This is a genomic window from Amycolatopsis endophytica (assembly GCF_013410405.1).
Taxonomy (GTDB): Bacteria; Actinomycetota; Actinomycetes; order Mycobacteriales; family Pseudonocardiaceae; genus Amycolatopsis_E; species Amycolatopsis_E endophytica.
The window spans coordinates 345407-367697 of record NZ_JACCFK010000002.1; the positions used below are offsets into that span (position 1 = coordinate 345407).

Consider the following 22291-nt stretch of genomic DNA (forward strand, 5'->3'; position numbering starts at 1 on the left):
CATGCCACCCCAGGGCGGTCACTGGCCGCAACAGCAGAATCCGCAGTACCCCCAGCAGCCCTACGGGCAACCGCAGGACGGGCAGCAGCCCTACGGCCAGCCCCAGTACGGGCAGCAGCCGTGGGAGTACCCGCAGACGCAGCCGCAGGGGTTCCAGCAGCTGCCACCTCAGCCGCCGCGCACGAAGCGTCGTGGCCTGATCATCGGGCTGGTCGTCGCCCTGGTCGTGGTGCTCGGCGGCGGCGGGACCTGGTTCGCGCTGTCGCAGCGTGACTCGGTGGCTTCCGGCGCGGCCACCCCGACCGAGGCGGCGCAGAACCTGGCGACCGCACTCGGCGGCAACGACGTGGTCGGCGTGGTCAGCGCGCTCGCACCGGCCGAGGCGAAGCTGCTCACCGAGCCGATCGGCCAGACCACCGACGAGCTGAAGCGACTGGGCATCCTGGACTCCGCCGCGGATCCGGAGGCACTGACCGGACTGCAGGTCAAGGCCGAGAACCTGGTGTTCGACGAGGCCGCGGCCGAGCAGGTCAACGACCACCTCACGATCACCAAGCTCACCGGCGGCACCCTCACCGTCACCGCCGACCCGTCGAAACTGCCGCTGGCGCAGAAGCTGCGCGACCTGATGCCCTCCGGCCAGGGCCCGCAGACCGAGACGATCGACATCGCCGAGGAGGTGCGGGACCAGGGTGAGCCGATCCGCATCGCGACGGTGCAGGTCGACGGCGAGTGGTATCCGAGCCTGCTCTACACGATCGCCGACTACGCGCTGCGGGACGAGAACGAGCCCTGGCCCACCACGTCGATCCCGGCGCGCGGCGCGAACAGCTCCACCGACGCGGTCAAGCAGCTCGTGCAGGCCGCGCTCGACGAGGATCTGACCCGGGTCATCGAGCTGTTGCCGCCGGACGAGATGGCCGTCCTGCACGACGCGGGCCCGGCGCTGGTGGCGGCCGCGGACGAGGACAGCGAACCCAGTGGGGCGAAGCTGCTCGACCTGCGTGCCGACACCTCGGCGGTGCCCGGCGGCACCCGTAACACGATCACCTACGTCGAGTTCGAGGATCCCTCCGGCGAGAAGTACACGGTCACCAAGGACGGCGACTGCTACGAGGCCACCGGCGAGGGGCAGACCCGGCGGCTGTGCGGCGACTTCGTCGTGGAGAGCCTGGAGGACGAGGTCGGCTCTGGCGCGCCCGAGGAGGTCGTGCGCGTGCTGGAGAACCTCTCCCGCGGCGTGCTCGAGCAGGGGCTGGGCGTCATCACGACCGAGTCTGGTGGCCTGCACTACGTCAGCCCGCTGCGTACGTTCAACGAGCTGGGCCTGACCGTCCTGCGCAGCCTGAACCCCGAGGACATCACCACGCTGCTGCGCTTCGCCGAGTAGCGCACCGGCCGGTGCCGGCGCCCGCGACCCCGGCCGGTCGCGGGCGCTGTTCGTCACGCGGCAGGACCCACGTCACACCTGCCCTCGGCGGGTCCCGTTGAAGTCAAAAAAGGACAAGCGTACTGTTTGACGTGCGAGAGCCTGCGCTCATCCCCGCGTCTGCGGACGCGAACCGCGTGCGCCAGACTCGCGATGGACAACCCGAACCGAACTGACGGCGACGACCCTGCCCAGGGAGTTAGACGTGACCGCACCAGCCAGCAAGGACAGCTTCGGCGCCCGCGACACCTTGAAGGTCGGTGACGCCTCGTACGAGGTGTTCCGCCTGGACAAGGTCTCCGGCTCCGAGAAGCTGCCCTACAGCCTGAAAATCCTGCTCGAGAACCTCCTGCGCACGGAGGACGGCGCGAACATCACCGCCGACCACATCCGCGCGCTGGGCAACTGGGAGCCGAACGCCGATCCCTCGATCGAGATCCAGTTCACCCCGGCCCGCGTGATCATGCAGGACTTCACCGGTGTCCCCTGTGTGGTCGACCTGGCCACCATGCGCGAGGCCGTCACCGACCTCGGCGGCGACCCGGACAAGGTGAACCCGCTCGCCCCGGCCGAGCTGGTCATCGACCACTCGGTGATCATCGACGTGTTCGGCCGCGCCGACGCCTTCGAGCGCAACGTCGAGATCGAGTACGAGCGCAACCGCGAGCGCTACCAGTTCCTGCGCTGGGGCCAGGGTGCCTTCGACGAGTTCAAGGTCGTCCCGCCGGGCACCGGCATCGTGCACCAGGTCAACATCGAGCACCTGGCCCGCACGGTCATGTCCCGTAACGGCCAGGCTTACCCGGACAGCTGCGTGGGCACCGACTCGCACACCACCATGGTCAACGGCCTGGGCGTGCTGGGCTGGGGTGTCGGCGGTATCGAGGCCGAGGCCGCGATGCTGGGCCAGCCGGTGTCGATGCTGATCCCGCGCGTGGTCGGCTTCAAGCTGACCGGCGAGATCCCGGCCGGCGTGACCGCCACCGACGTGGTGCTGACGATCACCGAGATGCTGCGCCGCCACGGCGTGGTCGGTAAGTTCGTCGAGTTCTACGGCGAATCCGTCGCGCAGGTGCCGCTGGCCAACCGCGCCACCATCGGCAACATGAGCCCCGAGTTCGGCTCGACCGCGGCGATCTTCCCGATCGACGACGAGACGATCCGCTACCTCAAGCTGACCGGCCGCTCGGCCGAGCAGGTCGCGCTGGTCGAGGCCTACGCCAAGGAGCAGGGCCTGTGGCACGACCCGAGCCGCGAGGCGTCCTACTCCGAGTACCTGGAGCTGGACCTGTCGACGGTGGTGCCCTCGATCGCCGGCCCGAAGCGCCCGCAGGACCGCATCGAGCTGACCGACGCGAAGTCCTCGTTCCGCAAGTCGGTGCACGACTACGTCGAGGAGCAGCACCCGACGCCGCACACCAAGGTCGACGAGAAGGTCGAGGAGTCGTTCCCGGCCAGTGACGCGCCGAGTCTGTCCTTCGCCGACGAAGACGCCGAGCCGGCGCTGGCCTCCGCCGCCAACGGCGCGTCGGGCCGCCCGTCGAAGCCGGTCACGGTGCGCTCCGAGGACCGCGGCGAGTTCGTGCTCGACCACGGCGCCGTCGTGATCGCCTCGATCACCTCGTGCACCAACACCTCCAACCCCTCGGTCATGCTGGGCGCCGCCCTGCTGGCCCGCAACGCGGTGGAGAAGGGCCTGTCGGTCAAGCCGTGGGTCAAGACGTCGATGGCGCCGGGCTCGCAGGTCGTCACCGACTACTACGAGAAGGCCGGCCTGTGGCCGTACCTGGAGAAGCTGGGCTACCACCTGGTCGGCTACGGCTGCACCACCTGCATCGGCAACTCCGGCCCGCTGCCCGAGGAGATCTCGGCCGCGGTGCAGGAGAACGACCTGACGGTCGTGTCCGTGCTGTCCGGTAACCGCAACTTCGAGGGCCGGATCAACCCGGACGTCAAGATGAACTACCTGGCGTCGCCGCCGCTGGTCATCGCCTACGCGCTGGCCGGCACGATGGACTTCGACTTCGACGAGCAGCCCCTCGGGCAGGACACGGATGGCAACGACGTGTTCCTGCGCGACATCTGGCCGTCGCCGCAGGAGATCCAGCAGACCATCGACTCGGCGATCACGCAGGAGATGTTCTCCAAGGACTACGCCGACGTGTTCGACGGTGGCGAGCGCTGGAAGTCGCTGCCGACACCGGAGGGCAAGACCTTCGAGTGGGACGCGCAGTCGACCTACGTGCGCAAGCCCCCGTACTTCGAGGGTATGCAGGCCGACCCGGCGCCGGTCACCGACATCCAGGGCGCGCGGGTGCTGGCGAAGCTGGGCGATTCGGTCACCACCGACCACATCTCCCCCGCGGGCGCCATCAAGGCCGACACCCCGGCGGGCCAGTACCTGTCGGAGCACGGGGTGGACCGTAAGGACTTCAACTCCTACGGCTCCCGGCGCGGGAACCACGAGGTGATGATCCGCGGCACCTTCGCCAACATCCGGCTGCGGAACCAGCTGCTGGACGACGTGCAGGGCGGCTACACGCGCGACTTCACGGTCGACGGCGCGCCGCAGGCGTTCATCTACGACGCGGCGCAGAACTACGCCGAGGCCGGTATCCCGCTGGTCGTGCTGGGCGGCAAGGAGTACGGCTCGGGTTCCTCGCGGGACTGGGCGGCCAAGGGCACCCGGCTGCTCGGGGTGCGTGCCGTGATCGCCGAGTCGTTCGAGCGGATCCACCGGTCGAACCTGATCGGCATGGGCGTCATCCCGCTGCAGTTCCCGGAGGGCGAGTCGGCGTCGTCGCTGCACCTGGACGGCACCGAGACGTTCGACTTCGAGGGCATCACCAAGCTCAACGACGGTGAGACCCCGCGGACGGTCAAGGTGACCGCGAAGAAGGAGAACGGCGACACGGTCGAGTTCGACGCGGTCGTGCGGATCGACACCCCCGGCGAGGCGGACTACTACCGCAACGGCGGCATCCTGCAGTACGTGCTGCGCAAGATGACCCGCGCCTGAGGCGTTTCTTGTTCACGGCGAGCGCCGCGAGCCCCAGTGGTTCGCGGCGCTTTCCCGTCCCCACCCCGGAACGCAGAACTCACGGCCGGGAACGGGGAACTCAGCACGCCGAACCCCACGCTCGCCGACCGCCACCCGGCAACGAAACGCGGCCCACCACCCGAACCACCCCTCTCCCGCAACCCGATCCCCAGCTACCGAACACTGAAAGATCGGGTTCGGGAGGGGACAAACCGCCGGGCGCGCCAGCGCCCACGGCCCGAGGCGTAGCGAAGCGAAGCCCGGCGCCGTAGATACGCGCGTAGCGCAAACCCGCGCCGTATAGATCGTTATACGCCGCGTCTCCGCGGTTCAGTGCTCCTTCACGACCGCACCCGTCCCCGGATCCAGCGTCACCGCCTTCGCCTTCGGGCCACGAAACTCGAACATGCCCTGCAGCGACCCGGCCCGAACGTCGTAAGACCCGCCGCCGATACGACCCGCGGACCAGTTGTCCTCGATGAACTTGAGGACCGAGGTCTGGTCGGTGCGGGTGTGGTCGACGTAGTTCTCCTTGGCATACGGCGAGATCACCAGCAGCGGCAGGCGCGGGCCGTACCCGCAGCGGTCGGCGCCGCCGAGCGTGTTGCGGGCGCCGGTGCAGACCGGCGAGTCCTGCGCGGCGTCGGACGAGCCGTTGACCACCGCGCTCACGTGGTCGTACCAGCCGTCGGAGTCGTCGTAGGCGAGCACGATCGCCGTGGACGACCACTCCTTCGACTGCTGGATCTTGGTGATCTCCTCGACCACGAACCGCTGTTCGTCGAGCGGATCGGAGTTGGCCGCGTGCGCGTCCTGGTAGGCAGGGGCTTTCAGGAAGCTCACGGCGGGCATGCTCCCGGCCCGCAGCGCGGTGTCGAAGTCGGTGATGTCGTACTGGTGGTTGGCCTGGTCGGTCTGCCCGATCGCGGCGGGCGAGCTGGGCGGCAGGTGCTTCTCGTTGGCCGTGGACTCGTAGTACTGGAACGGCTCGTGGTGCGGGCTGTAGTCGGTGACGGTGACGCCGCCGATGTTCTGGTGCGTCTGCCCGCAGACCGCGTACCCGTTCTCCTCGCCGGTGGGCCGGAAGCCGCCCTGGAACCAGCCCCACGTGACGCCGCGCGCGTTGAGCAGGTCGCCGATGTTGGTGCCCTGCGCCTTCGCCAGGTTGGAGGTCGCGGTGTGGTTGTTGTCCGAGCAGTCGTCGAAGGCGGGATCGGGGTCGGCGATCACGGTGCCCCGGCCCGCGGAGTCGGGCGACACCGCGACGGAAGTGTCGGTGACCGGTTCGTGCGTCACCGAGGTGACCGGTTGCACGCCGCGGGTCTGGCCGGAGATCAGGTTGATCGCGCCGGGAGTGGAGGGGCCGAACGTGGTGTTGAACGAGTTGTCGCTCATCGCGTAGTGCTGGGCGTAGTTCCACATCGCGGTGACCGTGTTGCCGTCGTAGTAGTCCATCACCAGCCCGGCTCACCGAACAGGATCGGCTGCCCGGTGCAGGTGTCCTTGCCGGTGTACTCGACGAACTTGTCCATCTTCCCGTTGTCGAAGGCTTTCTGCTCGGCGCCGTAGCCGTGGTTCTGGTCGCAGGTCAGCGCTTCGTCGTGGGTGAGCCGGTTCGGGTCGTAGGCGTTGGGGTTGTCGGTCAGCAACTGCTGCGACAGGCCGTTGACGCGTGGCGTGTTCCGCGCGGCCTCGAAGTGCGTGCCGTCGGTGTTGGCGGCCCGCGGGTAGGTGCCGAAGTAGTGATCGAACGAGATGTTCTCGCCGAAGATCACGACGACGTGCTTGATGGGTGTCGCGGTGTGCATCGCGCCTGCCGGCTTGAGATGCAGCGGTTGCGCCTGCGCGCCGCCGACCGCGGTGCTGACGGCGATCGCCACGCCCGCCGCGGTCACCAGCGCGCCCGCGCCGAGCAGCAGCGGTGCGCGCCGCCGCCGGACGAAACTCGTGTCCACTGTGTCCTCCCGTGTGGTGGAAACGGATCAGGCCAGCAGGGCCCGTCCGAAGTGGTCGTCCGGCCCGGTGATCCCGGGCAGGGCGAAGAAGTAGCCGCCGCCGAACGGCGAGATGTAGTCGACCAGCGGTTCGTCGATCAGCCGGGTCTGCACGGCCTCGAACTGGCGCAGCGGGTCCTGCTGGTAACAGGTGAAGACCAGTCCCATGTCCAGGTTGCCGTTGCCGTCGATGCCGCGGTCGTAGTTGTAGGCGCGGCGCAGGATCCGGCTGCCGGCGGTGGCGGCCGTGCGCGGGTTCGCCAGCCGGATGTGGCTGGTCAGCGGGATGGCGGCGCCCGCGGGATCGAGCGCGTAACCGGGTTCGTCGTCCTCGTGGGACCCGTCCAGTGGCGCGCCGGAGTCGCGGCGGCGGCCGAACATGTTCTCCTGCTCGCTGAGCGACACGCGGTCCCAGAACTCGACGAGCATCCGGATCAGCCTGATCACCTGGTAGCTGCCGCCCGCGGTCCACGATGGCTCCCCCGCACCGGCCCAGACGAGGTCGGCCATCTCGGTGGCATCGCGCGCGTCGGGGTTGGCGGTGCCGTCCTTGAAGCCCATCAGGTTGCGGGGGGTGCCTGCCGGGCGCGGCGGTGAGGTGAAGCCGGAGATCCGCCAGCGCGGCTGCATCCCGCCGCGGGTGGCGCGGGCGAGATCCCGCAGCCCGTGCAGGACGGTGTCGGCGTCGTCCGCGGTCAGGACCACGCTCAGGTCGCCGTGGCACTGCGCCGGGTCGAGGTCGTCGTTGGGGAACATCCGCATCGGCGTGAGGTGCGCGGGTTTTCGGTCGGCGAGGCCGTAGCGGTCGTCGAACAGCGACGCGCCGACGCCGACCGTGACGGTGAGCCGTCCGGCCGGGACGACGGGCCCGAGCACGCCGGAGTCCGACGGCGGGCCGGTGATGCCCACGGTGTCCGGGGTGCCGCCCGCGGTCAGGAACCGCGCCCGGTCGGTGATCGCCTGGAACAACCCGGCCAGCTCGGCGCGGGTTTCGGCGATGACGTCGAAGGAGACGACGAGCGCCTGCCGCGCGACGGGGAGCAGGACACCGGCCTGGTGCTCACCGTGGAACGGGACCGGTGCGTCGTCGTCGGCCGCGCTGCTCGCGGTGAACCCCGCGGTGGCCGCGGCGGCCCCGGCTCCGGCGATCGCGCCGCGGAGGAAGGAGCGGCGGCCGACGGTCACGAGGTCCTCCGCGGTGCGGTGATGGCCGCGATCGGGGCGAGCCGCTCGGTCAGCTCGGCGACGGCGCCGTTGACCCGTTCCCGCTGCGCGGTGCTCAGCTGCGCCACCGGGATCCAGGAGCCGTCCGGACGCCGCGCGGTCCGCAGCACGGCGCGGGTGCGGGCGATCTGGTTGTCCACATCGGGCAGCGCGGGCATCCTCGTGGTCAACAGCGGGCGGAGGACGTCCACAACCGCGACAGTGCCGTCAAGATTGGCCAGCGTGGTCGCCAGACCGGTGCCGCTGCCGTAGTCGTCGTGGCCGGTCAGTTCGGACTGCAGGGCGTTCTCCATGATTTCGTGGGCGCGCAGGCCCAGGTCGAGCTGGTCGATCTGGGCGTCGGGAAAGGACTCGCGCAGCTCCTGGACGGCGTCGTCGAGTTGCTGGGCCTCGGCGGCGAGGGCGGCGGTGGGAGCGCCGTGCCAGAGGTCGTGTTCGAGGCGGTGGAAGCCGGTGAAGTCCACGTCGGCGGTGCCGCCGGGCAGGCCGTCCGCGGTGCCGTCGATGGCGGAGTCGGCGTCGCCGAACGCGCCGTAGGCCGCGCCGAGGCGTTCGTAGGTGAGGTGGGCGGTCAGCCACGCGGCGCGGGTGGAGTCGAGGTTTCCGGTCCTGGCGGCGGAGGCGAGCGCGCCGGTCTGGGTGACCAGCGTGTCGAGACCGGTGATCGTGACGTCTTGGTACGCCTTCGCTGGGGCGATGAGGTCGGCGTAGGTGACCGGGACGACGGCCGGTGCCTCGCGCACGGTGCCGCCGGTGACGTGGACGGTCGCGCCGGTGACCGCGTCGGCGTCGTCGGGCAGGCAGCGCAGCGCGTAGTCGCCGGCGTCGAGGGTGACGTCGAGCGCGCGGGTCGCGTTCGCACCGAGACCTTCGACCTCACCGAACACCGCACCGGTGGCCGGGTCGACGACCTCGGCCTCGGCGGTGACCGCGCCGGTGTTGTGCAGTACCAGGGTCTGCGGCCCCGCCTGCGGCCGGTCCCATCCGAGCCCGCAGGCGGACGCGGACACCTCGATGACGGTGTCCGATGTGGACGTCGGTTTCCCCCAGAGCCGCCAGCCCACGCCACCCAGCACCACCACGGCGACCACCCCCGCCACAACCCAGCGCGACACTCGGCCCCCTGCTCGAACGGATCTTTGCCGAGCGGAGCCTAAGCAGCCGGGCGCGCGGAGCCGGTCCGTTTTGCCCCGTCGCGCAAAGCGTTCACCCACTGTTCGGGCAACGTTTCGCCCAGAAGCACGAAAATCGGATATAGGGAGCCTTCGCGCCGGGACCCGGCGAACGGGAGCTACCGGCGGGCGAGCAGGAAGATCGGCAGCTCGCGGCCCGCCGCGAGGCGTTCCATCTCGTAACCGGGCCAGAAGTCCAGCAGCCGCCGCCACAGCTGGTCGTAGTCCTCACCCTTGACCTGCTTCGCCGTGACCGGCACTTCGCGGCCGCGGATGGCCACGCACGCCTCGGGATGATCACGCAGGTTGTAGGTCCAGCCGGGATCGCGCGGACGGCCCCAGTTGGAGCCGACCAGCACGAACCCGTCCTCGTGCGGGAAGTACAGCAGGTTCGTGCTGCGCGGCAGCCCGCTCTTGCGGCCGACCGTGGTCAGCCGCAGCGACGGCAGGCCCGCGATCCCCACCAGGCTCACCCGCCCGCCGAACGCACGGTGCAACCGCTTGTCGGACCAGATGATGACCTTGGCCAGCCGCATCAGCCACGGACGGGTGCCGAGTCTGCGGGCCAGGAGCGGGAGCGGGTTCTTCACGCCCCCTATTGGACCACTGGCCCGCTTCCGCCCCTTCCTCACCTGAACGCGATGCCGCTCACCCGCGTCGGGCGAACCGGCGTCAGCTCACGGCGCGGGCCAGTGACACTCCGAACCGGGCCGCCGCGTCGGCCCACCAGTGCTCCACCGCCAGCCCGGCCTCTGCCAGTTCCGCCACGACGCCCTCGCGGCGGAACTTCGCCGAGATCTCGGTCCGGATGTACTCCCCGGCCTCGAAGGACACCTCCAGGCCCGCGCCCGGAATCGCCACCCGCACCGCCTCCGGGGTGCGCAGCCGCATCTCGATCCACTCGTGCTCGGCGTCCCAGTGGGCCACGTGCTCCCACGCGCCGGGGTCGAAGTCCGCGCCGAGCACGTCGTTGACCACCCGCAGCACGTTGCGGTTGAACGCGGCCGTCACGCCGGCCGCGTCGTCGTAGGCGCGCACCAGCGTGCCGGCGTCCTTGACCAGGTCGGTGCCGAGCAGGAACCACTCGCCCTCGGCCAGCACGTCCCGCACCGCGTGCAGGAACTTGGCGCGGTCGGCGGGCAGGAAGTTGCCGATCGTGCCACCGAGGAACACCACCAGCCGCGGCGGCTCGCCCGGCAGCAGGTCCAGGTGCTCGGTGAAGTCGCCGACCACACCCCGCACGTCCAGCCCGGGATACCCGGCCTGGATCGCCCCGACCGCCTCCGCCAGCGCCGACTCCGACACGTCCAGCGGCACGAACGTGCGCAGGCTGCCGTGCTCGCGCAGCCCGTCGAGCAGCAGGCGCGTCTTCTCGCTCGACCCCGAGCCGAGCTCGACCAGCGTGTGGGCGCCGGTGATCCGCGCGATCTCGCCCGCCTCCCGCGCCAGCACCTCCCGCTCGGAGCGGGTCGGGTAGTACTCGGGCAGCGCGGTGATGTCCTCGAACAGCCTGCTGCCCGCCGCGTCGTAGAACCACTTGGACGGCAGCCACTTCCGCCGCGCCGACAGTCCCTCCCGCACGTCCGTGCGCAGCGCTTCGGCGATCTCGGCCTCGCCGCGGTGGATGTCCAGCTCGGACTCGGTCATGACGGGACACTCCGATCAGTGGTGAGAGGAAGGAGTTCGACGGCGCCGTGCCGGGCCACGACGAGGTGCCGCTGCGGCACCTCCGACCAGCCCGGCGCATCGTCCAGGGGTTCGGACGCGAAGAGCACGGCCTCGCCCTCGACCCGCACCGACAGAGCGTGGGTCCAGGCGGTGCCGACGAGGACGGTGCCGTCGGTGAGCAGGAAGTTCAGCCGCGACCCCGGCGCCGCCCGCTCGACCTGGCCGACCAGGTCGGCGACGGCACCGGCCGGGTCCTCGCCCGCGTCGAGCCGCTCACGCAGCAACGCCCACAGCACGGCCGAGTCGGTCGGCGCCTGCAGGGTCATCAGATCGGTGACCGGCAGCTTGCCCGCGAGCGCGGCCAGGCTGTCCGGCCAGCCGCGTACCAGGCCGTTGTGGCTGAACAACCACCGGCCACCGGTGAAGGGCGCGCACGCGCCCTCCCCCGACGGCATCCCGGTGGTGCCGTTGCGCACCGCGGCGACGAACGCTCCACTGCGGACCGACCGCGCCAGCCGCGGCAGGTCGTGGTCACTCCACAGCGGAACGGGCCGCCGGTAGCGCACCGGCTCCGGCCCGTCGCCGTACCAGCCGAGGCCGAACCCGTCGGCGTTCACCGCGCCGCCGCCGCGCATGTCCCGCGGCGCGTAGGTCTGGCGCAGCAGCGAATGCGGCGCGTCGAACACCGCTTCCGCCGGTGAGCAGGGCGGGCCCAGGTAACCCAGATGGCGGCACATCCTCAGGCCCGCTCGCCTGGCGAGGCGTCCCGCGCGCACCGGAAGCCGGAGAAGATCTGCCTGCGGATCGGGTAGTCCCAGTTGCGGAAGGTGCCGCGTACGGCCGCCGCGTCGGTGCCGAACGAGCCGCCGCGCAGCACCTTGTACTCCGGTCCGAAGAAGACCTCCGAGTACTCGCGGTAGGGGAAGGCGCGGAAACCCGGGTACCCGGCGAAGTCCGTGCTCGTCCACTCCCACACGTCGCCGATGAGCTGGTGCGCGCCGACGGCCGAAGCGCCCTTCGGGTAGGCGCCCGCCGCAGCGGGCGAGAGGTGCCGCTGCCCCAGGTTCGCGTGCTCCGGCGTCGGCTCCTCGTTGCCCCACGGATAGCGCCGCGACTCCCCCGTCGCCGGGTCGAACCGGGCCGCTTTCTCCCACTCCGCCTCGGTCGGCAGCCGCTTGCCCGCCCACTTCGCGTACGCCTCGGCCTCGAAGTAGGACACGTGCACGACCGGCTGACCGGCGGGAACCGGTTCGTGCACCCCGAACCGCACCCGCCACCAGCCCTCCGGTTCGCGGCGCCAGAACCGCGGCGCCGTGATGTCGTGTTCGCGCAGGTAATCCCAGCCCGCTTCGCTCCAGAACTCCCGCCGCGCATAGCCGCCCGCGTCCAGGAACTCCACGTACGCGCCGTTGGTCACCGGCAGCGTGTCCAGGAAGAAGGCGTCCACCTCGACCGCGTGCGCGGGACGCTCGTTGTCCAGCGCCCACGGTTCCAGCGACGTGCCCATGACGAACGCGCCCGCCGGGACGAACACCTCGTCCGGCAGCGGTCCGCTCCGGCGCGGTGGCGGTTGCGGCGCGTGCAGCACCGGATCGCCCCTGCGGAGCTGGTGCGTGGCCAGCATGGTCTCGTCGTGCTGCTGCTCGTGCTGGGTGATCATGCCGAAGGCGAACCCGGCCTCGGTGAGCGGCCGCCCCGCCATCGGCGCGTGGTCGAGCACGTCGAACGCCTTGGCCCGCACCTCGGCGACGTAGGCCCGTGCCTGCGCCGGACCCAGCAGCGGCAGCGACGGCCTGCTGGCCCGCGAGTGCTGGAAGGCGTCGTAGAGATCGTCGATGTCGGGCCGCAGCGGCTCCCGGCCGCCCACGTCCCGCACCAGCCACAGCTCCTCCTGGCTGCCGATGTGCGCGAGGTCCCAGACCAGCGGCGACATCAGCTTCGAGTGCTGGCGCACCAGGTCGCCGTCGTCGACGGCATCGGTCAGCGCCGTGCTGCGCGCCCGCGCCCGCTCCAGCGCTTCGGCCGCCCGGGCGCGCAGGCCCTCGACGGGCAGGTCACGCACCGGGTTCGGCGCCTCGGTGAGCGCCGGTGACACGTCGGTCATCTCATCCCCTCCCCGGCGTGCGCCAGCCGCTGCACGCCTTCACTGATCTCGTTGACGGTCTCCTCGGTCAGGTCGGTGCCCGACAGTGCGGCGCACCCGAGGTCGGCGACCTCGCGAGCCACCGCTGCCAGGCGCGGATCGGCGACCCCGGCACGCGCGGCGAGCTCCCACTCGTCCGCCACCGGAGCACAGACCTCCAGCACCTTGTCCACTGTGGACGGCTGATCGAGCAGGGCGCTCAGCAGCGCCACCGGATGCAGCCAACGCTGCCCCGGCTGGGCGTCGAGGTAGCGGACCTCCAGGTAGCCGTGCGGCCGCACGGGGGTGAACATCGTGGTGAGGTGGTAGTCCAGATCGGCCAGTGCCGGCCGGTGCAGGACCTGCCCGGCATGGCGGCCCGCCACCCACTCGGCGAACGTCAGGTCCTCCGGCGCGTCCCACGGGCCCTCGTCCCGCCGCACCACCATCAGCGGGGTGTCCATGATCCGCTCCGCCCAGCTCGCCACCGGATCGCCGCCGGACGGTCCCGCGAACGTGCGGCACCGCTCGGTCTCCATCACCGCGAGCCACCGCGCCGAGGCCAGCCCGGTGTCCCGGCCCGCGTGCCACCGGGAGTTGGCGAACAGCGCCAGCAGCGGCGGGCCGAGCGCGTGCACCGCCGCCCAGCGCGCGGCGAACGTGTCCGGCTCCCCCGCGTCGACGCACACCTGCAGGCCCGCGGTGCTGCACATCATCGTGATCCCGCCAGTGCCCATCGGGGCGAACCGGCGTTCCATCGCCGCGTAACGGGGCGTATCGAGCAACCGGACGGGCACGCGGTGGGCGTCGATGCCGTCGTCGCGCAGGACGAACCCGTGACGGGCGAGAAGATCGGAGAGATGGGCGAGATCCGCGGAGACCACGGCGGCGAGCTCGCGGAGCGAAGCCTGCGGCAGAGCGGAGATCTCCACCTGGCCGCCGGGTTCGAGAGTCAGGGGTGAGCCCGCCGGCAACGGCACGGCCGGGCTGTCGGGACGGAGGGTGCGCGGTGTGTGGGGCCCCAGCGCACGGGCGAGGTGATCGGCTTCGAGTGGTCTTCGGAGGTCGTCGGCGTAGTGCACGGTGAACTCGAGCTCCACGCCGAGCAGCCGCGGTGGGCCGTGCTTGAAGCACACGGACGCCACGTACGCCTCGCCCTCGGCGCGGTCGGAGACCACCTTCGCCGCCACCGCCCCGCCAGGGGCGGGTGAAACAGGCCGGACCGCTGTCATCATCGTGTCCCATCGTCTGAGGAGGACTCGGTTTCGGACGCTACACGCGGGCACCGACACTTTTCAGCGTACGAACGGGGCGCGCCAGGTCTCCGGAAGAGATCCGTAAGGATTGCAGTAAGTACGTACGGTTTGCGAAAGCCCGGTCCCCGGTGTCAGGATCTAGCCATGCCCCGGGTGAGCCAGGACCACCTCGAAGCGCGCAGGCGCCAGATCCTCGACGGGTCCCGCGTCTGTTTCGCCCGGTACGGCTACGAGGGTGCCACGGTCCGGCGGCTGGAGGAAGCCACCGGGCTTTCCCGCGGCGCGATCTTCCACCACTTCCGCGACAAGGAGTCGCTCTTCCTCGCGCTCGCCGAGGAAGACGCCGCGCGGATGGCCGACGTCGTCGCCCAGCAGGGCCTCGTGCAGGTGATGCGCGATCTTCTCACCGAGGACAGCGGCCACCCCGCGGACTGGCTCGGCACCCGGCTGGAGGTGTCCCGGCGGCTGCGCACCGACCCGGAGTTCCGCGGCCGCTGGGCCGAACGCTCCCACCAGCTCACCGCCGCCACCCGGCAGCGCCTGCTGTGGCAGCGCCAGGCCGGCAACCTGCGCGACGACGTGGACGTCGACGTCCTGACCGCCTACCTGGAGCTGGTCCTGGAGGGCCTGGTCTCCCACCTGGCGATGGGCCTGCCCGCGGACGACCTCGGACCGGTGCTCGACCTCGTGGAGGAGAGCGTGCGGCGCCACCGCGCCCGCGGCGCCACCGAGTCGTGACGCGCTCACCTGGGCGGATTGTCCACCTCCGCGCGCGCGGACGGGTATCATGGCGCTCACCGTTTCCGCGACCTCCCAAGGAGTGACTCTTTTCGTGCGCGACGCGCAGTCACCTGGTGACAGTACGAAGCCGGGTGGCGCACCCGGCTTGCCCGAGCACCCCGCCGGCCCGGCCCAGGACCGTGATGGCCGATGACCGAAGTGCTCCTCTCCGTTCTCGGGGTTTTCTTCTTCGTCCTCCTCACCGTCGGCACCGGTCTCGCGGTGGCCGCCGAGTTCTCCCTGACCGCGCTGGAGCGCAGCACCGTCGAGGCGCACGTCCGCCAGGTCGGCGACCGGCGGGCGCGCACCGTCCGCAAGGCGCACTCCACGCTGTCCTTCCAGCTTTCCGGCGCGCAGGTCGCGATCACCCTGACCACCCTGGTCACCGGGTACGTCGCCGAGCCGCTGATCGGGAACCTGGTCCGCCCGCTGCTGACGGCCACCGGCCTGTCCGAGGGCGCCGCCGCCACCGGGTCGATCGTGATCGCCCTGCTGCTGGCCACCATCCTGTCGATGGTGCTCGGCGAGATGGCGCCCAAGAACCTCGCCGTGGCCAAGCCGCTGGAAACCGCGCGTGCCGTGATGGGCTACCACTCGCGGTTCTCGGCGCTGTTCCGCTGGCTGATCACACTGATGAACAACAGCGCGAACTTCCTGGTCCGCAAGTTCGGCATCGAACCACAGGAGGAGCTGCGCTCGGCACGCTCGCCGCAGGAGCTCGGCTCGATCGTGCGCACCAGCGCCGAAAGCGGCACGCTGGACACCTCCACCGCGCAGCTGCTGGACAAGTCGCTGCGCTTCGGTGACCGCACCGCCGAGGAGCTGATGACGCCCCGCGTGCAGATCGAGTCGCTGACGGTCGGCGACACGATCGACGATCTGGTCGAGCTGTCCCGGCGCACCGGGTTCTCCCGTTTCCCCGTCTACACCGAGGACCTGGACGACGTGCAGGGCGCGGTGCACGTGAAGCAGGCATTCGCGGTGCGCGCGAGCGAACGCGGCAACACCAGGATCGGTTCGGTGATGCGCCCGGTGCCCACCGTGCCGGAGTCGCTGCCGGGCGACGCGCTGCTGTCCCGGCTGCGGGATTCGCGCTTCCAGCTGGCGATGGTCGTCGACGAGTACGGCGGCACGGCCGGCCTGGTGACGCTGGAGGACGTGGTCGAGGAGATCATCGGCGATGTCCGCGACGAGCACGACACCGCCGAGGCACCGTCCTCGCAGCGGGTCGGCGCCGACACCTGGCTGGTCTCCGGTCAGCTTCGTGCCGACGAGGTCACCGACATCACCGGCTTTCGCATGCCCGACGGTGACTACGAAACCATCGCCGGACTGGTGCTGGAGCGGCTCGGCCGCATCCCCGAACCGGGTGATGCCACCGAAGTCGACGGGTGGCGGCTCACGGTGTCCGAAATGGACCGGCACCGCATCGCCGAGGTGAACCTGGAACCGCTCGGCGAGACCAGCGCCGGGGAGGTGGCCCGGTGAACGACTGGCTCGCCATCTTCCTGATCGTCGTCCTGCTGCTGCTCAACGCGTTCTTCGTGGGTGCGGAGTTCACCTTGATCTCCTCGCGCCGCGACCGTCTGGAAGCACTGCTGGAGCAGGGCAAGTCGCGGGCGAAGATCGTGATCAACGCCAGCAGGCACGTCTCGCAGATGCTCGCCGGCGCCCAGCTGGGCATCACGATCTCCTCGCTGCTGCTGGGCCGCCTGGGTGAACCGGCGGTGGCGCACCAGCTGGAGGGGCTGTTCGAGCTGATCGGCCTGCCCGAGGTGGTGCTGCACGCGGTGTCGTTCGCGATCGCGCTGGCGTTCATCACGATCCTGCACGTGCTGATCGGCGAGATGGTGCCGAAGAACCTCGCGATCGCCGAGCCGGAGCGGCTGGCCCTGTGGCTGGTGCCGATCCACGTCGCGTGGGTCAAGGTCGCCAACCCGTTCATCTGGCTGCTCAACGCGATGGCCAACGCGCTGCTGCGCCTGGTCCGCGTCCAGCCCAAGGACGAGCTGGAGACCGCCTACACCTCCGACGAGCTGGCCGAGCTGCTGTCCGAGTCGCGCCGCGAGGGCCTGCTGGAGCAGTCGGAGCACGAGCGGCTGAGCCAGACGCTGTCGTCGGTGGAGAAGACCGTCGCCGACGTGCTGGTGCCCGCCGCCGACCTGACCACCCTGCCCAGCGACCCGACGATGGGCGACGTCGAGGAGGCGGTCTCCTCGACCGGGTTCTCGCGCTTCCCGCTGCGCTGCGACGACGGCAGGCTGATCGGGTACCTGCACGTCAAGGACGTGCTCGACCAGATCGGTGACGATCCGGCGAGCACGGTGCCCGCGGACAAGACGCGGGCGCTGACCGACGTCCCGGTGCACGCCCGCCTGGACGAGGCCCTGTCCGCGATGCGGCGCGAGGGGAGCCACCTGGCCCGCGCGCTGGGCGACGACGGCACCGTCATCGGGGTCGTCGCACTGGAAGACCTGGTCGAGGAGTACGTCGGCACGGTGCGCGACGGGACGCACGTGACGGCGTGATGGTGGTTCTGACCGAGATCCAGTGGCGGGCCCGGGAACGCGAGCACATCGCGCGGGTCCGCCGCTGGACCAGGCCGTACCAGGAGCGCCGCTCGCGGGGCGAAAAGCATCCGGTGGAGGACTTTCTCTTCCAGTACTACCCGCACCGCCCCGCGCACCTGGAGCGCTGGAGCCCCGGCCCCGGCGTGGTGCTCACCGGGGCAGGTGAGTTCCTGCGGCGGCCGGATTTCCGGTCGGCGCCCGAGGGGGTGGTACTCGGGGAACTTCCGGACAAGCGCGTACGGACGGTTTCGGCGCTGCTGGCGTTGCTGGAGGCCACCGCGTCACGCGCGCCGCGGCTGAACTGTTTCGGACTGCACGAGTGGGCGATGGTGTACCGGCAGCCGCCCGGGCAGGTGCGGCACGACCAGCTGTCGTTGCGGCTGGGCCCGTCCGGCACCGACACCGTCGTCGAGTCACTGGAGCTGCGCTGCGGGCACTTCGACGCCTTCCGGTTCTTCACCGAGCCCGCGCGGCCGCGCAACACACTCCAGCCGACGCGGGACGCGCAGATTTCGCTGGAGCAGCCGGGCTGTCTGCACGCGAACATGGATCTCTACCGCGCCGCCTACAAGCTGGACCCGTTCGTGCCCTCGGAGCTGGTCGCGGACTGTTTCGAGCTGGCGGCGGGGATCCGGGAACTCGACATGCGAGCGAGCCCGTACGATTTGTCGGGGCTGGGCTACGAGCCGGTGCCGATCGAGACCGCGCGAGGACGCGCGGAGTACGCGAAAGCCCAGGCCGGTTTCGCGCGGCGGGCGGAACCGTTGCGCGCTCGCCTGATCGAACAGTGCCGGATGCTCCTCGCGCGGGCCCAGTAACGCGGAGTCCTGCAATTTTAGGGGTTCATCACGTTTCGCTAACGTCGGACCGCTGTTAGGGTGAACGCGTTTGTTCATGAACTTACGGAGAGTTGAGGAAAGTACCCATGGGACGACACAACAGGGGCGACGAGTTCGCCGCTCCCGGCCGTCCTGAGTCGGAGGAACACGGCGCGTCGCCGAGACCAGACGCCGGTGCCGGGGGTGGCACTGGTTTCGCGGCGGGCCCGAGGCCGGGCGAAGCCGTCGGAGCCTTCCCGGTGAGCGGCCCGCAGGGTGCTGCCGGTCGTGGTGTTCCCCGAGCATCCCGCTCCGCGACGAGCCGACGGGTTCCCGTCGGCGAAACCTCCAGCTTCCGCCGTGCCCAAGCGTCCGAGAGTTCCGGCAGCTTCCGCACCCAGCCCGCCGAGCACTCCGGCAGCTTCCGCACCCAGCCCGCCGAAGGCTCTGGCAGCTTCCGCGCCCAGGGCCCGGTCGAATCGACCGGCGGCCGTCGTGTGCCGACCCAGGCAACCACCGGCGCCCGCCGCCGCGCCGCATCCACCGAAGCTACCGGCTCCCGCCGCGCCCGGAGCGGGGCGTCGACCAGCCCCCGCCGTCCCGGCGAAACCACCGGCAGCCGCCGTGCGGTCGAGTCCACCGGTTCCCACCGCACCACCCCGGGCGAGGCGACCGGATCCCACCGCGTCGCCCCGGGCGAGGCGACCGGATCGCACCGGGTGCTGGGTGAGACCAAGCGCGGCATCGCCAAGTGGCCCATCGTCGCCGGGGTGTTCGTCGTTCTCGTCGCGCTGGGCGTGCTCGGCTGGGGGTGGGCCGACAACATCCTCGCCAACCGCGCGGAGGCTCAGGCCAGCGCGTGCGCCGAAGGAGACTCGAACCTCAGCGTGGTCGCCGCGCCGTCGATCGCCCCGGCCGTCACCGCCGCCGCCGACCGGTGGAACCAGGCCAGGACCGTCGTCCACTCGCACTGCGTCCACGTGAACGTTCAGGCGATCGACGACGACCGGGTGCTGCTCGCCCTCACCGGGCGCGGCAACCTCGACTCGATCGGCGGGCAGCCCGCGGTCTGGATCCCGGCGACCACCGCCACGATCACCGACCTCACCACGGCCCGCCCCACCCTGCTGTCCTCCGCCGCCGAACCGCTGACCGGCGGCGAGTACCCGTGCGCGGTCCTCACCGCCGACGCCGTCGACGAGGTCCAGCAGCGCGCCTCCCAGGTGTTCCGCAACTACCTGCAGGAACCGGCCCAGCAGGCCGACTTCGGCCGCGTCGCCGCTCCCGGCGCCTGACGCGTTCACAGGCCGCGCACAGCGCACGCACGGCCGGGCGCACAGGAGGTTCACGTTCACTCAATGCCGTCCGGCCATCCGGACGACGGGAACCCATGGGCGGCAGAAGTCCGCGCATCGTGCTGGCGGTCCTCGCGGCCGTCGTCGCACTCGACCAGGCCACCACATGGTGGGCCCGGCGGCACGTCGAGGCGGCCCAGATCAACAGCGGCGGCAGCTACCTCCTCGACAGCGCGCTCGGCGAACTGGTCCCGCGACCCGCTCGCCGGTGCCGTACTGGACGTCCCGGGCGCCGCGGGACTGGCGATCGCCGTCGTCGCCCTGGTCCGGCGGCCCCGGCCCGCCGTGGCGCTCGTGCCCGTCGCACTGGCCGTCGCGGGCTGGGCGAGCAACCTGCTGGACCGCCTGGGCCTGCACTTCTGGACCCCGCCCGGCAGCGTCCGTGGCGCGGTCGACTTCATCGAGATCGGCAACTCCGTCTTCGACGTCGCGGACTTCGTCATCACCGCCGGAACCGTGCTGCTGGTGGCGGTCGCGGGTCACCGGCTCGCGCGGCGCGGACTCCCCCGACCCGGACGTGACCAGCGCGAACGCTCCCGTCACGTCGGTGTCGGACGGGTGAGGACCGCCCGGGTGGCGGCGTCGGCCGGATAGAACGACTCGATCACCAGCTCGGCGAGGGTGACGTCCAGCGGCGTGCCGAACGTGGCGACCGTCGTCATCAACCGCAGCTCGCCGTCACCGTGCCGGAGCCGCAACGGCACGAACACCGAGCCGGGTGGCATCTCGGTCTCCGGCTGGTCGCACGGGTAGCCGCGCACCTCGGTCAGCAGGTCCGCCAGGTCCGCGTCCGCGGTGATCTCCACCTGCCGCCGCAGCCTGCCCAGCAGTTCGGCACGCCACTGGCCCAGGTTCAGCACGTGCGGTGCCAGGCCACGCGGGTGCAGCGCGACGCGCAGGACGTTCACCGGCGGTTCCAGCAGCTCCGGGTCGACCCGTGCGGTCAGCAGCGCGAGGCCGCTGTTGGCCTCGACGAGGTCCCAGCCGCGGTCGACCACCACCGCCGGGTACGGCTCGTGCCCGGCGAGGAGATGACGGATGGCTTCGAGCGCGGCGCCCAGGTCGGTCAGCGCGTGCTCCGGGTACACCGGGGCGAAGCCGGCGGCCAGCAGCATCCGGTTGCGCTCACGCAACGGCACGTCCAGCCGCTCCCCCAGGCGCAGCACCATGTCGCGGCTGGGGTGGGAGCGGCCGTTCTCCAGGAAGCTCAGGTGCCGGGCGGAGATCTCCGCGGCGAGGGCGAGGTCGAGCTGGCTGAGCCGCCGCCGTTCCCGCCACTGCCGCAGCTGCTCGCCCACAGGGCGCTGCATGGTCGTCACACCGCCGACGCTACGGGCCGCGGGTGCGGGGCCGCCATTACCTCCCGGGTAATCGACGGGCCACCTGATGCGGGTGATCGTGATGTGGTCACACCGGAACTCACCAGGAGGAAACGATGCCGGACTACACCACGATCGCCCAGCGCTACATCGACGTGTGGAACGAGACGGATCCGGTCAAGCGCCGGGCGCTCATCGAGGAGGTCTTCACCCCGGAGGCCACCTACACCGATCCACTGGGCGCCGTACGCGGCGCCGACGGGGTCGACGGGTTCATCGCGGGCGCGCAGCAGCAGTTCGCCGGGCTGGAGTTCCGGCTCGCGGGCACTGCCGACGGCCACCACGACCAGGCCCGCTTCACCTGGCACCTGGAGGCACCGGGCGCAACGGAGCCGCTGGCGATCGGCTTCGACGTGGTGACGATCGCGGACGGCCGCATCGAGCAGGTGCTGGGTTTTCTGGACAAGATGCCCGGCTGACCGGCGACCGGCCCGGACCCCTGGGTCCGGGCCCTCCCCACTCTGTCTGTGCCCCGTGAGGGCGCCTGAGAGGTTCACCCGAGAAGTGAGCCGGGTTTGCACCTTCGGCGGGGCCGGACGCAGTTGTGCCCGTCGGCCCGCTTTCCAGAGGCGTCTCGTCCGCGCGGTCCAGGGTGCCTGAGAGGTTCCGGGGAGGATTTGCTCCTTCGGCGCCGGGCGCTGTGGTGGTGGCCCGGTCTCTCCCGCGCGGCTTCGGCGATCGCGGTGATCACCCTACTCCCCGGTTCGCGGGGTCCGTCAGCCGGTCCGGCGGGCGTTCCGGCGCTGGGTGAGTTCGTCCGGGACGACCGTGTCGATCTCGCCGCCGTCGGCGCGTTCGGCCGGGAACTCGTGGATCGTGCCGCTGATCTCCTGCATCGGGACCTTCACGGCGATGCCGAACACACCCTGCCCGCCCTGGAGCAGGTCCACGATCTCTTCCGGCGAGGTGCACTCGTACACCGTGGTGCCGTCGGACACGAGCGTGACCTTCGCCAGGTCGCGTGCCCCGCGCTTGCGCAGGTGCTCGATGGCCACTCTGATGTTCTGCAGCGAGACGCCCGTGTCGAGTAAACGCTTGACGATTTTCAGGGCGAGGATGTCCTTGAACGAGTACAGCCGCTGCGAGCCCGACCCGTGTGCGGTGCGGATGCTCGGCGCCACGAGCCCGGTGCGCGCCCAGTAGTCCAGCTGCCGGTACGTGATGCCGGCGATCTGGCAGGCCGCGGGGCCCCGGTATCCGACCAGCTCGTCAGGCAGCGACGCGTCCGGGAAGAGTTCACCCTGCTCTCCCGGCACGACCTGAACCGGCCTCTCGTCCACCACGCATGCCTCCCCTCGCCCGGCCGCGGTGGCCGGTCGAAACAAGCATCCGGGATCCTGGAAGTAGGACCACGGCAGTGGTAAACCGCCGGCGTGCCCCAGTGACCGCGCCGCGGCGGAATCACACCGAAGCGATTTACCGCCATCGACGGTATGCGCGCACTCCCGCCCGGTCAACGCGACGCGCGGCCCGCCTCGAGGCTG

The 22291-nt window shown here is 70.9% G+C and carries 20 protein-coding genes and 1 riboswitch; of the genes, 9 read left to right on the top strand and 11 right to left on the bottom strand.

All coding sequences use genetic code 11. The features are described 5' to 3' along the window. The first annotated feature begins 1 nt into the window (after position 1). The gene (locus tag HNR02_RS27255; protein ID WP_218914449.1) at positions 2 to 1390 is read left to right on the top strand and encodes a flagellar basal body protein FliL; all 1389 of its coding nucleotides are present in this window, start codon (positions 2 to 4) and stop codon (positions 1388 to 1390) included. Positions 1391 to 1634: 244 nt separating this feature from the next. Continuing rightward, complete coding sequence (locus tag HNR02_RS27260; RefSeq protein ID WP_179776428.1) at positions 1635 to 4448, top strand: aconitate hydratase; 2814 nt, start codon at positions 1635 to 1637, stop codon at positions 4446 to 4448. Positions 4449 to 4799: 351 nt separating this feature from the next. Here the strand turns inward: HNR02_RS27260 and HNR02_RS27265 are convergent, their stop codons facing one another. The 9 genes from HNR02_RS27265 to egtA all read right to left on the bottom strand — a co-directional run bounded on the left by HNR02_RS27265 (position 4800) and on the right by egtA (position 13881). Continuing rightward, a complete protein-coding gene (locus HNR02_RS27265; RefSeq protein ID WP_446680335.1) occupies positions 4800 to 5924 on the bottom strand; it encodes a phospholipase C in 1125 nt (374 codons plus the stop codon). Further along, complete coding sequence (locus tag HNR02_RS36990; RefSeq protein WP_446680336.1) at positions 5924 to 6424, bottom strand: alkaline phosphatase family protein; 501 nt, start codon at positions 6422 to 6424, stop codon at positions 5924 to 5926. The genes HNR02_RS27265 and HNR02_RS36990 overlap by 1 nt, the downstream gene beginning before the upstream one ends. A gap of 27 nt (positions 6425 to 6451) precedes the next feature. Then, positions 6452 to 7648: an iron uptake transporter deferrochelatase/peroxidase subunit gene (gene efeB, locus HNR02_RS27270; protein WP_179776429.1), complete on the bottom strand. Its 1197-nt coding sequence runs from the start codon at positions 7646 to 7648 to the stop codon at positions 6452 to 6454. Further along, on the bottom strand, positions 7645 to 8802 hold the full coding sequence (locus HNR02_RS35775) for an EfeM/EfeO family lipoprotein (protein ID WP_312861181.1): 1158 nt from the start codon (positions 8800 to 8802) through the stop codon (positions 7645 to 7647). Before HNR02_RS35775 ends, efeB begins: the two co-directional genes overlap by 4 nt. 176 nt (positions 8803 to 8978) lie before the next feature. Beyond that, positions 8979 to 9449 (bottom strand): nitroreductase family deazaflavin-dependent oxidoreductase, encoded by a 471-nt coding sequence (locus HNR02_RS27280; RefSeq protein WP_179776430.1) that lies wholly within the window; start codon positions 9447 to 9449, stop codon positions 8979 to 8981. 82 nt (positions 9450 to 9531) lie between these two features. Then, positions 9532 to 10506, bottom strand: coding sequence for an L-histidine N(alpha)-methyltransferase (gene egtD / locus HNR02_RS27285; RefSeq protein WP_179776431.1), 975 nt, complete (start codon positions 10504 to 10506; stop codon positions 9532 to 9534). Next, positions 10503 to 11264 (bottom strand): ergothioneine biosynthesis protein EgtC, encoded by a 762-nt coding sequence (gene egtC / locus HNR02_RS27290; protein WP_179776432.1) that lies wholly within the window; start codon positions 11262 to 11264, stop codon positions 10503 to 10505. The genes egtD and egtC overlap by 4 nt, the downstream gene beginning before the upstream one ends. Positions 11265 to 11266: 2 nt before the next feature. After that, entirely contained in the window at positions 11267 to 12631 is a 1365-nt protein-coding gene (gene egtB, locus HNR02_RS27295) for an ergothioneine biosynthesis protein EgtB (RefSeq protein WP_179776433.1), read from the bottom strand. Further along, the gene (gene egtA / locus HNR02_RS27300) at positions 12628 to 13881 is read right to left on the bottom strand and encodes an ergothioneine biosynthesis glutamate--cysteine ligase EgtA (protein WP_179777881.1); all 1254 of its coding nucleotides are present in this window, start codon (positions 13879 to 13881) and stop codon (positions 12628 to 12630) included. The genes egtB and egtA overlap by 4 nt, the downstream gene beginning before the upstream one ends. A gap of 168 nt (positions 13882 to 14049) precedes the next feature. On the opposite strand from egtA, the gene HNR02_RS27305 reads away from it, so the two are divergent. The 6 genes from HNR02_RS27305 (at position 14050) to HNR02_RS27330 (ending at position 20022) form a co-directional block, all read left to right on the top strand. Continuing rightward, a complete protein-coding gene (locus HNR02_RS27305) occupies positions 14050 to 14643 on the top strand; it encodes a TetR/AcrR family transcriptional regulator (RefSeq protein ID WP_179776434.1) in 594 nt (197 codons plus the stop codon). A 192-nt stretch (positions 14644 to 14835) separates the two neighbouring features. Further along, positions 14836 to 16173 (top strand): hemolysin family protein, encoded by a 1338-nt coding sequence (locus HNR02_RS27310; RefSeq protein WP_179776435.1) that lies wholly within the window; start codon positions 14836 to 14838, stop codon positions 16171 to 16173. Beyond that, entirely contained in the window at positions 16170 to 17213 is a 1044-nt protein-coding gene (locus HNR02_RS27315) for a hemolysin family protein (RefSeq protein WP_179776436.1), read from the top strand. The genes HNR02_RS27310 and HNR02_RS27315 overlap by 4 nt, the downstream gene beginning before the upstream one ends. Further along, complete coding sequence (locus HNR02_RS27320) at positions 17213 to 18073, top strand: 3-methyladenine DNA glycosylase (RefSeq protein ID WP_179776437.1); 861 nt, start codon at positions 17213 to 17215, stop codon at positions 18071 to 18073. The genes HNR02_RS27315 and HNR02_RS27320 overlap by 1 nt, the downstream gene beginning before the upstream one ends. A gap of 260 nt (positions 18074 to 18333) precedes the next feature. Then, positions 18334 to 19368 carry a substrate-binding domain-containing protein gene (locus HNR02_RS36240; RefSeq protein WP_312861182.1) on the top strand — a complete coding sequence of 345 codons (1035 nt, stop codon included), beginning with the start codon at positions 18334 to 18336 and terminating at the stop codon, positions 19366 to 19368. A 63-nt stretch (positions 19369 to 19431) separates the two neighbouring features. Then, positions 19432 to 20022, top strand: coding sequence for a signal peptidase II (locus HNR02_RS27330; protein WP_179776439.1), 591 nt, complete (start codon positions 19432 to 19434; stop codon positions 20020 to 20022). On the opposite strand, the gene HNR02_RS27335 is transcribed toward HNR02_RS27330, so the two are convergent. Then, positions 19968 to 20738 carry a helix-turn-helix transcriptional regulator gene (locus HNR02_RS27335; protein ID WP_179777882.1) on the bottom strand — a complete coding sequence of 257 codons (771 nt, stop codon included), beginning with the start codon at positions 20736 to 20738 and terminating at the stop codon, positions 19968 to 19970. The two genes, HNR02_RS27330 and HNR02_RS27335, sit on opposite strands and share 55 nt — an antisense overlap. A gap of 125 nt (positions 20739 to 20863) precedes the next feature. On the opposite strand from HNR02_RS27335, the gene HNR02_RS27340 reads away from it, so the two are divergent. Further along, on the top strand, positions 20864 to 21226 hold the full coding sequence (locus HNR02_RS27340; protein ID WP_179776440.1) for a nuclear transport factor 2 family protein: 363 nt from the start codon (positions 20864 to 20866) through the stop codon (positions 21224 to 21226). Between the two features lie 154 nt (positions 21227 to 21380). Further along, positions 21381 to 21481: riboswitch (glycine riboswitch) on the bottom strand. Between the two features lie 42 nt (positions 21482 to 21523). On the opposite strand, the gene HNR02_RS27345 is transcribed toward HNR02_RS27340, so the two are convergent. Next, positions 21524 to 22090 (bottom strand): MerR family transcriptional regulator, encoded by a 567-nt coding sequence (locus tag HNR02_RS27345; protein ID WP_179776441.1) that lies wholly within the window; start codon positions 22088 to 22090, stop codon positions 21524 to 21526. Positions 22091 to 22291 lie beyond the last annotated feature (201 nt).

What these genes read in the sequence shown, in the direction of transcription:
- HNR02_RS27340 (WP_179776440.1), top strand. Translation starts at nt 20,864, where the DNA reads ATGCCGGACTACACCACGATCGCCCAGCGCTACATCGACGTGTGGAAC.
- HNR02_RS27310 (WP_179776435.1), top strand. Translation starts at nt 14,836, where the DNA reads ATGACCGAAGTGCTCCTCTCCGTTCTCGGGGTTTTCTTCTTCGTCCTC.
- egtC (WP_179776432.1), bottom strand. Translation starts at nt 11,264, where the DNA reads ATGTGCCGCCATCTGGGTTACCTGGGCCCGCCCTGCTCACCGGCGGAA.
- HNR02_RS27330 (WP_179776439.1), top strand. Translation starts at nt 19,432, where the DNA reads ATGCCGTCCGGCCATCCGGACGACGGGAACCCATGGGCGGCAGAAGTC.
- egtD (WP_179776431.1), bottom strand. Translation starts at nt 10,506, where the DNA reads ATGACCGAGTCCGAGCTGGACATCCACCGCGGCGAGGCCGAGATCGCC.
- egtB (WP_179776433.1), bottom strand. Translation starts at nt 12,631, where the DNA reads ATGACCGACGTGTCACCGGCGCTCACCGAGGCGCCGAACCCGGTGCGT.
- HNR02_RS27265 (WP_446680335.1), bottom strand. Translation starts at nt 5,924, where the DNA reads ATGGACTACTACGACGGCAACACGGTCACCGCGATGTGGAACTACGCC.
- HNR02_RS27335 (WP_179777882.1), bottom strand. Translation starts at nt 20,738, where the DNA reads ATGCAGCGCCCTGTGGGCGAGCAGCTGCGGCAGTGGCGGGAACGGCGG.
- HNR02_RS27305 (WP_179776434.1), top strand. Translation starts at nt 14,050, where the DNA reads ATGCCCCGGGTGAGCCAGGACCACCTCGAAGCGCGCAGGCGCCAGATC.
- egtA (WP_179777881.1), bottom strand. Translation starts at nt 13,881, where the DNA reads ATGACAGCGGTCCGGCCTGTTTCACCCGCCCCTGGCGGGGCGGTGGCG.
- HNR02_RS27255 (WP_218914449.1), top strand. Translation starts at nt 2, where the DNA reads ATGCCACCCCAGGGCGGTCACTGGCCGCAACAGCAGAATCCGCAGTAC.
- HNR02_RS27320 (WP_179776437.1), top strand. Translation starts at nt 17,213, where the DNA reads ATGGTGGTTCTGACCGAGATCCAGTGGCGGGCCCGGGAACGCGAGCAC.